The sequence below is a fragment of the Bacillus sp. LK2 genome, from assembly GCF_001043575.1.
GTDB lineage: Bacteria > Bacillota > Bacilli > Bacillales > Bacillaceae_G > Bacillus_A > Bacillus_A paramycoides.
In genome coordinates this window covers 79,921-92,570 of record NZ_LDUK01000020.1, presented here as the reverse complement: position 1 = coordinate 92,570, position 12,650 = coordinate 79,921, and the positions used below count along the sequence as shown (strand labels likewise).

General features: G+C 33.1%; 6 protein-coding genes, 5 pseudogenes and 1 riboswitch. Of the genes and pseudogenes, 8 read left to right on the top strand and 3 right to left on the bottom strand.

Annotated elements, in window-relative coordinates:
- Nucleotides 1-365: 365 nt before the first annotated feature.
- Entirely contained in the window at nucleotides 366-1,526 is a 1,161-nt protein-coding gene (locus VK90_RS14835) for an SH3 domain-containing protein (protein ID WP_048373859.1), read from the top strand.
- 1,144 nt (nucleotides 1,527-2,670) lie between these two features.
- Here the strand turns inward: VK90_RS14835 and VK90_RS30755 are convergent.
- Nucleotides 2,671-2,941: pseudogene (locus VK90_RS30755) on the bottom strand (hypothetical protein); the annotation flags it as partial.
- A gap of 236 nt (nucleotides 2,942-3,177) precedes the next feature.
- Nucleotides 3,178-3,354: riboswitch (M-box (ykoK) riboswitch) on the top strand.
- 213 nt (nucleotides 3,355-3,567) lie between these two features.
- Between VK90_RS30755 and mgtE the strand changes: the two are divergent.
- The 6 genes and pseudogenes from mgtE to mgtA all read left to right on the top strand — a co-directional run bounded on the left by mgtE (nucleotide 3,568) and on the right by mgtA (nucleotide 9,589).
- A complete protein-coding gene (gene mgtE, locus VK90_RS14830) occupies nucleotides 3,568-4,896 on the top strand; it encodes a magnesium transporter (RefSeq protein WP_002172084.1) in 1,329 nt (442 codons plus the stop codon).
- Nucleotides 4,897-5,040: 144 nt separating this feature from the next.
- Nucleotides 5,041-5,202, top strand: a pseudogene (locus tag VK90_RS28735) (FtsW/RodA/SpoVE family cell cycle protein); the annotation flags it as partial.
- 238 nt (nucleotides 5,203-5,440) lie between these two features.
- Nucleotides 5,441-5,782, top strand: a complete 342-nt coding sequence (locus VK90_RS14825) for a heterocycloanthracin/sonorensin family bacteriocin (RefSeq protein ID WP_048373857.1) — start codon at nucleotides 5,441-5,443, stop codon at nucleotides 5,780-5,782.
- Nucleotides 5,783-5,949: 167 nt separating this feature from the next.
- Nucleotides 5,950-6,207, top strand: a pseudogene (locus VK90_RS29890) (DNA polymerase thumb domain-containing protein); the annotation flags it as partial.
- Nucleotides 6,202-6,621 (top strand): annotated as a pseudogene (locus VK90_RS30750) (replication-relaxation family protein); the annotation flags it as partial. The pseudogenes VK90_RS29890 and VK90_RS30750, both read left to right, overlap by 6 nt.
- Before the next feature lie 274 nt (nucleotides 6,622-6,895).
- Nucleotides 6,896-9,589: a magnesium-translocating P-type ATPase gene (gene mgtA, locus VK90_RS14815; protein ID WP_048373855.1), complete on the top strand. Its 2,694-nt coding sequence runs from the start codon at nucleotides 6,896-6,898 to the stop codon at nucleotides 9,587-9,589.
- A 435-nt stretch (nucleotides 9,590-10,024) separates the two neighbouring features.
- On the opposite strand, the gene VK90_RS14810 is transcribed toward mgtA, so the two are convergent.
- Complete coding sequence (locus VK90_RS14810; RefSeq protein WP_002172089.1) at nucleotides 10,025-10,225, bottom strand: DUF2187 domain-containing protein; 201 nt, start codon at nucleotides 10,223-10,225, stop codon at nucleotides 10,025-10,027.
- A gap of 256 nt (nucleotides 10,226-10,481) precedes the next feature.
- On the opposite strand from VK90_RS14810, the pseudogene VK90_RS14805 reads away from it, so the two are divergent.
- A pseudogene (locus VK90_RS14805) lies at nucleotides 10,482-10,889 on the top strand (DJ-1/PfpI family protein); the annotation flags it as partial.
- A 250-nt stretch (nucleotides 10,890-11,139) separates the two neighbouring features.
- On the opposite strand, the gene pdxR reads toward VK90_RS14805, so the two are convergent.
- Nucleotides 11,140-12,570 (bottom strand): MocR-like pyridoxine biosynthesis transcription factor PdxR, encoded by a 1,431-nt coding sequence (gene pdxR / locus VK90_RS14800; protein ID WP_048373852.1) that lies wholly within the window; start codon nucleotides 12,568-12,570, stop codon nucleotides 11,140-11,142.
- Nucleotides 12,571-12,650 lie beyond the last annotated feature (80 nt).

Sequence of the window (12,650 nt, the reverse complement as noted above, 5' to 3'; positions counted from 1 at the left end):
CTTTCGCACGTGAACCTAATATTATTAATTTCTATACCAGCATCTTCTTTTATGAAAATAAGATAACAATTTTATTTAATCTCATTTGTTTTATAGGAATTATAAGCTATGCTGAATGTAGGTGCAAAAATGTACCATTTGAAAAAGAGTGTGAGGCAAAAAGGAACCTATAAAAGGTTCCTTTTTTGTGTTTAAAAAATGAAGACACATTATAAATCTGGAATGAAAAGGGGTTTTATAAACAACCGTATATTAAGTTGTGTTAATATATTGTTACAAATATATTGTTATTCAGTGAATTATCCTAATTTTACGGAAACATTTGATATAATAAACTGCAAAAAATAAATATAATGGAGGCTATTATGAAAAAAATAATTGGTGCAGCAACAGCAACAGTTTTTGGGTTGGGGGCTTTTACAACATCCGTTACCGCAGAAACTATTGTAACAGCTGATGTACTAAACGTACGCGAAAACCCAACTACAGAATCAAAGGTTGTCGGTAAAGTATTAGATGGGCATAAGTTAAATGTCATACATACTGAAAAAGGGTGGTCGAAAATTGAGCTAAACGGTAAAGAGGCATTTGTAAGTTCCGAGTTTACAAAAAATATTTATCATGTAACAGCAAACTTGTTAAATGTACGTTCTGAAGCGAACACAGAATCAGAAATTCTTGGCAGACTGAAAAAAGATGATGTAATTGAAACAACGCAGCAAGTGAAAGATGGATGGCTGCAATTTGAGTATAAAGGAAAAACAGCGTATGCAAATGTTTCTTTCTTATCAAGTACAGCAACAGTTGAAAAGAAAGGTGAAGAGAAAACGCAAGAAGTAGTAAAAGCGAAAAAAGCAATGCAAGTGAAAGAAGTAGCAAAAGCGCAGGAAGTAGCAAAAGCAGAAGAAGTAGCAAAAGTACAGGAAGTAGCAAAAGCGCAGGAAGTAGCAAAAGTACAGGAAGTAGCAAAAGCGCAGGAAGTAGCAAAAGCAGAAGAAGTAGCAAAAGTACAGGAAGTAGCGAAAACGAAAGAAGCAGCAAAAGTACAGGAAGTAGCAAAAGCGCAGGAAATAGCAAAAGCAGAAGAAGTAGCAAAAACAAAAGAAGTGGCAAAAGCGCAGGAAGCAGTGAAAGCGCAGGAAATAGCAAAAGCGAAAGAAGTAGCAAAAGTGCAGGAAATAGCAAAGGCAAAAGAAGTATCTAAAAATAACACACAGTCTGCTAAACGTGAATTAACGGTTATAGCAACAGCGTATACTGCTGATCCAAGTGAAAATGGTACATATGATGGACGCGTATTAAGTGCGATGGGGCATGATTTAACGGAAAATCCGAATATGAGAATTATAGCAGTTGATCCGAAAGTAATTCCATTAGGATCAAAAGTATGGGTAGAAAATTATGGTGAAGCGATCGCTGCTGATACCGGTAGCGCAATTAAAGGTAATCGTATTGATGTTTTAGTAGGTTCAAAAAGCAAAGCTATTAATTGGGGAAGACAAACTGTTAAAGTAAAAGTTCTATGATAATTATGGTTACCTAAATAGAAGTCAGTTCTCTTTATTGAGACTGGCTTTTATTTTTTGAGTTAGTGCAACTCATTGCCGACCTAGGCATTTCAAGGAACTTATTGTTAAACCTGCACCTAAATATTAATATATTGGTTCAGAACCTAATTAACATTTAAACGATTTAAAATGAAAATTCGAATTTATTAACGCTGATAAACTGTCAAATAAAAAAAGACCCTGTAAAAAATACAGGGCCGGATACAGGGTTAAGGGAACACATAGTTTCTTAGCAACATAATAGCATATGTTTTTTGGGGAATTACATATGAAATTTGACAACTTTAAGAACAAGATAGAAGGTTTTTAAGAGAACAAATATAGTACTGGAATTCGATTATATTAAAAAAGAAAAGACACCTTTTTGTTGTCTTTTCTTTTTTAGTATACAGCTCACGCGTTGCTGAATTAGATATGAAACCATAATTCGATTATGAAATAAACAACATAAGAAATTCTAACATAATTTGGACTACAAAGAATATGTAATACTGCATTCTATAAGTTTTTATTTACTTTATTGGATATAGCAGCAATGTAAGTAAAAAGGGCATGCAGTTGTATCTGCCGCCCTTTTAGGAGGAATTTATTCTGGATAAAAACTACGAATAACCAGAAAATGTACTTATGATCTGTAAAATCCAAATATTAAAGAAGCTAAGAAGGAATTCAAGACACCAATAGGACACGTATTGGTAAATAGGTTCAAAAATAGTATATGTGAAAAGGAAAAGTCTTATACAAAAAGTAGACAGAACCTTACCCTTTCTGCTTTTTCAAAAATCAATTTCCTTCCTGTTTAAAATCAGTACAGCACGCAATTTCTATATGGTTTGAAATGAAATCAGAAAAAGTATACATGAAAATGGCAGGCAACAATTTTTGTTGCCTGCCGGTACCAGTGGATTGAATGAGTTAGTCAATTACAATAAATTGCTTTCCCATTACCAGAAGAGTGAAGCCGCTAGTTCAAACGGCTTAGACATAGTTTGCCTAATAAATAAAAAATTATGAGTAAAAATTCTGTATGCTCTATATGAAAAGATAAATAGATATTCATCAGACAAGGATAAAACAGCATATCTTGAATAGGGTGTAGGAACTAAATAAGGAAAAGGGTGTTCATAAAGGAAGGGACTGAATCAGGAGTGGGGTTTTCAGACAGGATTTGGAGAGCGGTAGTTGCTTGTATATAGCCATTAAAGTCTACTGAAGAATAATAAATTTCTTTTGGTATACTTTCTTTAGACTGGAAATGTGCTTTTGAGTACTTTACATAGTGGCATTTAATAATTTTTGATTCAGGAACAATAGTATTTTTGTGTAACAGTAGAAGATGGTATGAACTTAATAGAGTCTTGATAATGATGATTTTAATATACTATTAAACCTGCTTAATGAGTTCATGGTTAATATTTTATAGTTTTAAAAATTTAGCGCATAAATTGTAAGGTTCGCTGTATAAATATAAATTATTATACGGATGTTTATATCTATGATTTGGGAATGTTTTGATATTAAAAGGTGGAAAAATAAGTTTCATTATAACTTGACAAGTTCAAAAATAGTGGATATGCTTTAAAACGAAACAAGCAAAAAATTTTTAATATTTATAACCTGTTAGGTGAGGCTCCTATACAAACACAGGCTATTGCCCAAAAATATCGAAAGATGCCAATGGGTAGAACAGGAATTGTCGGATTAAGGCTCTTCTTAAGATAGCTAAGTGATGAATGATTCATCCTTTACGTTGTATAGTGCCAAAACTCAACTAGGGGGAATGAGCTTTATTTAGCTATGTCTTTTTTAAAATCAGCCTCCTTTAGTTGAATCACTAGGGGAGGTTTTTTATATGTAAAATTTTATTTGTAATAAATCTCTTATAAAAAGGGGGGAAAACTAATGATTGATGATATTGATCCCATATGTATTAAGAAATTTGTTTTCCCAAAAGTGGGAAAATGAAAACAAGTACCACTGTCCTTAAGGAGGAATTACGATGAAACAATGTTTACAACAACTATTAACGACAAAAGACATACACTTAGTGCGAGAACTTATAAAAACTCAATCTTATGATATTGCAATGGAAATGAAAGACTTTCATCATAAAGATCAGATATCTCTAATGAAATGTTTTCCTACTGAAAAAGGTGCGAAAATTCTTAGTTACCTTACTCCAGAGGAGCAATATAATATTTGCACCAACTTGTCTGTGGATAAAGGGGAAGAGCTATTAGCTAGGCAATCTATTGATGACCTTGTTGATGTAATTCTTTCAATTCATCCACTTCAGGCTGAAAAGTTGATACAACTTTTGTCTGAAGAATCTCAACAAAGAATTAGAAGTCTGCTGGTTTTTCAATCTGGAACAGCTGGCAGTCTGATGACAATTGACTATATTGCTGCCAGAGAGAATTGGAAAGTTAAAGATACGCTGTCGCATATTAGAAAAATTGGGGCAGGGGTAGAATCAATTTCGTATATTTATGTTCTTGATACGCGTGGTCAGCTTAATGGAATTGTGTCTATTCGTGAATTATTGCTAGCTTCAGATGATAAGACTTTATCATCAATAATGGCATCAGATGTTATTTCAGTTTCAGTGGACCTAGACCAACAGGAAGCTGTACAAAAGCTAATGGATTATGATTTATCCGCTATACCTGTAACAACGATGGATAATCGGATGATAGGTATCATAACCTTTGATGATGCAATGGATGTTTTCGAAGAAGAAGCAACTGAAGATATTCAAAAATTAGGAGGGAGCACCCCATTAGATAAGCCATATTTCGAAACCTCTATTTGGCAAATATACCGTAAACGTATAGGTTGGTTATTACTTCTGTTTGTAGCAGAAGCATATACTGGTTCTGTACTTCGACATTATGAAGAAACCTTGACTCATGTAGTTGCACTGGCTTTCTTTATTCCATTGTTAATTGGAACTGGTGGAAATACAGGTACACAGGTCGTAACTACATTGGTTCGTGCTGTAGCTCTAAATGAGGTGAAATTTAAAGATATATTTCGTGTTATGAAAAAAGAAGCTTTAGTAGGTATTTTACTCGGGCTTACATTAGCCGTGGCGGCATTAATTCGTGCGTACACTTTAGGCGTAGGTACAGAAGTCGCACAAGTTGTAGCTATTACTGGATTATTCATTGTTATTTGGTCGTCTATTGTTTCATCTGTATTACCCTTGATTCTAAATAAGTTAAAGCTGGATCCAGCTGTTATCTCAGGTCCGTTCATTACGACATTAGTCGATGGGACGGGGTTAATTCTGTACTTTACCATTGCAAAAATGTTACTAGGTTTATAAAAATTTTTTATTAAGTTTTTATACCTAAGTTCGTTCCCGCAAAGTTTGTAGACAAATTTGTTGGAAGTATGGAGATAGAGAGAATAGAAATGAAAAAAAGTATTAAAGTTAATAGATTATCCGTTGGTGTTTTCGATTATCATTACAATTCAAAAGGAAGGTTTTTTACCTGAGCCTCATACTGATTTTATTATGTCAATTGTATCTGAGGAGCTTGGTATTATAGGGGCACTGATCATATTAACTGGTTTATTTATAGTACTTCGCTCTTTTAAAATTGCTCAAGAGTGTAAAAGTCAATTTGGAAGGTGTCACGGGAATTTTTCCCCCTTACAGGCATCCCCCTTCCATTTATAAAAATGAGCCCATAGTAAAAACAACCTAAAAATAGGCATATGAACAAGGTGCATCATCTAGTGATAGGTCATATTTTGTTGGTGTACGTATTGAACTTAGTTTATAGCGCTATTTCTACTTAGATTTAACGAACAGAAATATAGGAGAGCATCGATGGATTTTTAGTTTATAAACGGAGGTCATGAAAATGAATAAGTTTCAACAAGAACTACAAGCGTTAAGCCTTAATGATTATCAGTCTGGAAATATTGTGTATTGGGACCAGCAAAACCAATATCCATATTACTATATTGAAGATGCTGCTCGTCGCTGTGGTGGTTGTGGTCGTTGTGGCGGTGGTCGTTGTGGCGGTGGTCGTTGTGGTGGATTTCGTTGTGGTGGATTCCGTTGTTTTGGTTGCTTCGGTTGCTTTAGTTGTTTTGGTTGCGGTGGCTGTGGTGGCTGTGGTGGTTGTGGTGGCGGTGGTTGCTCTAATTGTTTTGATGGTTTTACTGGTACTACTGATACTATTGTAACATATGAATATTGATAAGAGACAAAAGGAATCCATTTTGAAAAAAGATTGATCAAAATGGATTCCTTTTTTTGGAGTGTTATACATTTTTTGTTAAAAGTTTAATCGAAACGCACTTAGAATTTTTTACTTGAAGGAATAAAGCATCGTATCTTTTTTATAAATATCGTAACTTTATTTCAAAGCTACAACGACCACTTAATAAATTTCGGAGAATTCCCCACAAAACAGAAGAAAAGTTAAACCGAAAGGGAATACATTCTATCGGAGATTTAGCCATTTACCCTCTTAAACACTTAAAACAGAGCTTCGGTAAGAACGGAGAGGAATTGCACTTACATAGCAACGGAATTGACTTCAGCCGTAATTCGGAGAAATATATTCCTGCTACAACTTCTGTCGGGAAAAGCCAAATCCTAATGCGTGACTATACAAAAGAAGGGCATGCAAAGTTTGGTGATGATGGGAAGGTTGTATCAAGAGGAAAGCTTGCGCATGCATTACTAAGGAACGAATCATGGTTACGTTTATTCTGTCCAGATGATTGGCAAGTAGAAACAGAAATACGCTTCAGGAAGAATGGAGAGAAAAAGAAAATTATTCCGTATGTGAAATGTCGAGATGAAGAAGGCGTGCTCCATGCAATTGAAGTAAATCGCTCACAGAAAATGAAAATGAATGAAGAGAAATTAAAAAAGTACGAAGAGTTCACATGAATTTATAAACAGAAATATAACGGGAAAATGCCGATTATTCATTTTTTTACGATTACAAAATACAGAGAAAAGAAATTGGAAGAGTTAGCAGCTAAGTATGATGTTTTTGTGAAGGTGTATGTATTAGAGGGAATATAAAAAAGTGCTAACAAGTTTGCAAACGAAGTTCAAAAATAATAAATGAAGAATCTACACTACTATACTAGCGACAGACCACATTATATTCAAAAGTTTTGCTGCTAATAAGAGGAAACTTATAAATAAAAATTACTTTTTACGGTGAGAATAATACTATTTAAGTGCAATAGTACTTCTAAATTCAATTGAAAATTCAGGGTGATTTTAAAAATGTAGTTTTAAAATTATATTTTGAAAAAACAGGAGGATTTTATTTAATGGATAGGAGGTTAAGTTGTTGCGATCTAATAAAAAAAAATCTTTTTATAATCAGGAAGTACTAAGCAAAAATTATAAAATGCTAAGTGAAATTGCAAAAAGTGATGTTGAGTCGACGTTAGCTTTTTTTAAAACAACGTCTCATGGACTTTCTCAGGAGGAAGCTACTAAGCGGCTTGAAGTATATGGGGAAAATAAAGTAGTTTATCAAAAAAGAATAAAATGGTATATAACATTATTTAATTCTTTTAGAAGTCCGTTTATTTCTCTTCTAATAATATTAGGGATGTTATCTTTTCTTACTAATGATATAAAGGGTACTATTATTGTAGGGATTATGGTGGCTGTAAGTGCGTTAATTCGGTTCATACAAGAAATTCGTTCTCAGAAGTCTATAGAAAAATTACAAAATCTTGTATATGAAAAGGTAACCGTTCTCAGGGCGGGGAATGTTTTATATAAAGAAAATAAGAGGGCGGTATTAGAAGAAAGTGAAAAGGTACAAGTTGCTCTTGAGAATCTTGTACCAGGGGATATTATAGAATTATCTGCTGGGAATATTGTACCTGCAGATGTACGAATTATCTCATCGGAAAATTTACTTGTAAATCAATCATCACTAACAGGGGAAGCATTACCTATTGAAAAATCAAATCAATATTTCCATATGTACAAAAAACGTAAAATTAGAAAAATCCAAAATTTAATTGAATTAGAAAATCTCTGTTTTATGGGAACCCATATTATAAGTGGTACCGCAAAAGCAATAGTTGTAGGTACTGGAACAGATACTTACTTTGGTTCAATAGCAAAGAATCAGTTCAAACTGAACAAGAAATCTGATTCTAGATTCGATAAAGGGGTAAGCAAAGTTAGCTGGCTATTAATTAAATTTATGATTATCATGACACCTATTGTCATGATGATACATGGGGTTATAAATGGGAATTGGTATGAGGCATTTTTATTTGCTATAGCTGTAGCGATTGGACTTACTCCAGAGATGCTTCCAATGATTGTAACCGCTAATTTAGCTAAAGGTTCTATTAATATGAGTAAAAAGAAGGTACTTGTAAAACAACTATCTTCTATCCATAATCTCGGAGCTATGGATATTCTCTGTACCGATAAAACAGGAACGTTGACAGAAGATAAAATGGACCTGGTACGCCATACAGATACAAATGGGGAGAAGTCGGATGAGGTTTTGAAATTAGCGTGTTTAAATGGTTACTTTCATACAGCATATAAAAATGAAATTGATCTATCGGTTATGCGTTATGTAAGAGATAGTAGTAAATATGATATATCTCAATACACAAAAATAGATGAATACCCATTTGATTTTGATCGAAGACGAGTTTCAGTTGTTGTAGAAAAAAATGCTAACGAACGAATAATGATATGTAAAGGTGCTGTTAGAGAAGTTGAATCAATTTGTAGTTATATAAAAGAAAATAATAAGATTATTCCTATTACAGATGAAATCCAACGTAAAAATAAACACTTAATTGAACTCTGGCAGGAAAAAGGGATGCGAGTTATTGCAGTTGCATATAAGCAGTTAAAGAGTGATAAAGTGGGGAGTTACTCAATTGATGATGAATCAGATATGATACTTGTTGGATATGTAGGCTTTTTAAATCCACCCAAACAATCGGCTATCGCTGCACTTCATACTCTACAAAAGAAAGGAGTACAAGTGAAAATTTTAACTGGTGATAATGAGTCCGTGACAAGAAATATATGTAGGAAAATGGGCTTGTATATAGGAGAACCAGTACTGGGTTATGAAATTGATAGTCTTCCTGATAAAGTATTAGTAAAACTTGCAAGTAAAACAAGTGTGTTCGCAAAATTAAATCCTAGTCAAAAATTCCGTATTATTAAGGCACTTCAAATGAATGGTCATACAGTTGGGTTTATGGGGGATGGCATTAACGATGTGTTTGCTTTAAAACAGTCTGACGTTGGTGTATCTATCCATACAGCAGATGATATTGTTAAAGAGTGTTCAGATATTATACTTATAGAAAAGAATTTACATGTTTTAGAAGATGCTATAGTGGAAGGTCGGACAACGTTTGGAAATATACTGAAGTATATTAAGATGACAGCAAGTTCAAATTTTGGAAATGTATTAAGTTTATTAATTGCTAGTGCATTTCTTCCTTTTCTTCCAATGCTACCAATTCAAATATTATGTCAAAACTTACTATATAATCTATCCCAGCTTTCAATTCCATGGGATAAAGTAGACAATGAATTTTTAGTAAAACCAAGAAATTGGGACACAAAAGATTTATTTCGTTTTATCATTTTTATTGGGCCGGTAAGTAGTGTTTTTGATATAATCATTTTTATTGTAATGTGGAATATATTTGGTGCAAATATTCCTGAAATGCAATCCTTATTTCAAACGGGTTGGTTCGTAGTAGGGTTATTAACACAATTATTAATTGTACATATGATTCGTACTCAACATATTCCTTTCTTACAAAGTACGGCTGCTGGGCCAGTTTTGGTACTTACAGGCTTAGTTATGATTATAGGGATTTCCCTTCCATTTACCAGTTTAAGTGCTCAAATTGGCTTAACTCCACTTCCGTTTTATTATTTTCTGTGGTTATTGGGAATTTTAACAATGTATGCACTAGTTACTCAGATTATAAAGAGAATATACATCAGGAAGTTTAATCGATGGCTTTAAAACTAAAAAAATTGGTCAAAAAACAAGTTTTACTAAATACTACATCCTTTATGAATAAGGAATTAATGGCTAATACAATGTATATTTGGTTTGGCTGAAAATGAATCAAGTAGAAGTGATTTTTTAACAGTTACAATAAACATAAAAGAACAACCTCACGTCAGCTAATCGTAATAAAGGTGGTTCAAAAAGAAAATAACTTTTTGTAACCTAGCACCTAACAGCAGTAGTTACATATCAGACGGGATGTTACCAGCATCTTGTCTTTTATTTATTCACTATTTTATTTATGCATATGAATGTAATGGAAAAGTCTATACAAGTAATTGTTTCACAGGATACTTTCCACCATGCGGTACCCTTAAGCGTGGTAACTGTCCAACGTTAGATAAAAAGATCCTAGTGGGTACTAGGATCTTTTTATCTATTATAAATTTACTTCATTTTGTGATAACAACCATGTTTTACGACTTGTCTAGTTTCGTCTATAGCATGTGTTTCTGCAATCTCTGCAATATCAACTACAATCGTATTTTGTAAGATATTCACTACATAACCTGTTAATTGTAAGGAGGAGTTATTACGATAGGGAAATTGTACGAAAGAACCAATTGTAACGTTATTTTTTGTTTCCATATGATACACCTCATTGACACTAGTTTTCTTCTTGTGAAGTTTCTTTCATCATATAATACATGAATGAATAAAAAATACAAGAGCAAAAATCAAGTATACATGGGGAGAAGTACCTTTGACTAAGGGTGTTATAAATAGTTTTCACATGATGAAAACTATGAGAACTAGGGCATTTGTAAAGCTTACTTATTTTATCAAATAACGTTAAATAATCGTACAATATAAAGCTGAAATTAATAAAAAGAAATAATATTCACTAATGGAAGGCGTGAATACTTGGAGCGAAAATATACATGAACCTATATTGAAAAAAGTTGGTGAGGCTTTAAAGCTTGGTACTATTGTAGCTGCAATTTGTGGTGCAACTGAAGGTCTTGCAAATTTCGGATACTTAGATTCTAGAAAGCATACTAGTAATAGTTTAGAGTACATTAAAATGGTTTGTCCTAATTATAATGGAGAAAAATTTTATAAAATGGGACCTGTAGCATCTGGTGAAAATTTAATTACTGCATCAGGAGTAGCTCCTTTGGAATTTGCGATGGAAGTACTGGAAAAACTAGATGTATTTGCACCAGATACACTTCGTTCATGGTATAACTTAAATAATACTCATAAACCTGAATATTTCTTCCAGTTAATGAATTCAATAAATAATGAGTAAACAAATTAGTAGTTTTATAGTAGTTTTATAATATTTTAACTTGGGACTCTCCAGAAATTTATTAACAAAATTTTAATATGCTAAAAAGGATATTAAGTTGTTGAATTAAAATGTCTGTATACCAATAGTTTAATATTGGTTTCCGAACAAATCGCTACATTAGGACTTTATAATGCCTCAAAACAAAGGAATTGTACATCTTCTTTGTTTTAAGGTATTTGCTTTTCTTAGTATATTGGAGATGAAAAGACTATTTAAAATTGCTTATTGTATCATGTAATTTCTCTAAACCAATCAACATATCTTTTTCATTTAACATTGAATAACTAATTCGCAAGTGATTACATTGAGTTTCATGATTTAATAGACAAGCTGTGCCGGGTAAAAAAGAAACATCTACTTCATTAGCTTTTTGTAGTAATGTAAAGGGATCGATTGAGTCAGGAAGTGTAACCCATAAATTAAATCCGCCATTAGGTATTTCAAACTGTATTTCTTTTAATGGCAATAATATATCAATTGTTATATCACGTCTTATTTGTAAAGCTGTACGTAATTTTTCTAAATGATTTTTCATACGTTCTGCACGTAAAAAGGGAAGGAGTGCTTTTTGTGTTAATAAAGGACTGCCAATATCCATTGAACCCTTTACTGCATAAAGCCATTCAAAAATAGGTCCTTCGGCTACAAGTGCTGCAATGCGAAGTCCTGGTGCTAACGTCTTACTAAATCCTTTTACATATATAACATGACCATTCGTATCAAAGCTTTTCATTGGAGGTGGTACTATAGCATCCTCAAAATATATTTCTCCGAAAGAATCATCTTCAAGTATAAAAAATTGGTATAACTCTGCTAGCTCTACAATCTCCATGCGTCTTTCTTTACTCATCACAGTACCTGTCGGGTTCTGAAAAGTAGGATTCACATACAACAAAACAGGATTCTTTCTTTGACAAATATCATCGATCAAATCAGAGCGAATTCCGTTTTCATCAAGACTGATAGGTATAATTTGAGCTCCTTTATTAACAAACACATCAAGTGCAGCGCCATAACACGGACTTTCTACTAACACTATGTCTCCAGGTTTTAATAATGTTTGGGCGATTAAATTGATTCCTTGCTGGGCTCCGCTTGTAATTAATAATTGAGATGGATCTGTAACTAATTGTTGGTGTTCTTTTAAGTAATTGGCTATTTCGCCTCGGAGCTCACTATCGCCTTGAACAGGTCCGTAAGTAGCTAGTATCATCTGGTCTTTATTAAGTAATTTGTGCATTTCATCAGATAGAAATGGATTTGGTAATAAACGTGGATACAAGATCGCTTGTGAAAAATCATAATATTTACGATGTTGATTCATTACATATTGAGAACGCATAACATTGATGGATTTCGTTTGTTGCCATTGATATGGAATTGGTTTGAAATCTTTCTTTACACGTTTATATATATAAGCACCTTTTCCTTGCTCAATCCGTATATAACCTTTCGTTTCTAACTGTTTATATGCCTTACGAACAGTTAATAAGCTAATTTGCAAATCCACGGCCATAGAGCGTAAAGAAGGGAGGGAATCACCATGTAAAAGCATTCCGTTTTGCACTCTCTCAACAATTTGCATATATATTTGTTGATAATAGGGTATGTTGGATTCTTTACGTAGTACAATCTTCATGGCATCACCTATTTTTCTTTTTAATTTTATTAAAGCGAAAAATATGCTAGTAATCAACTATAACTGTGGGCAACTGTTAT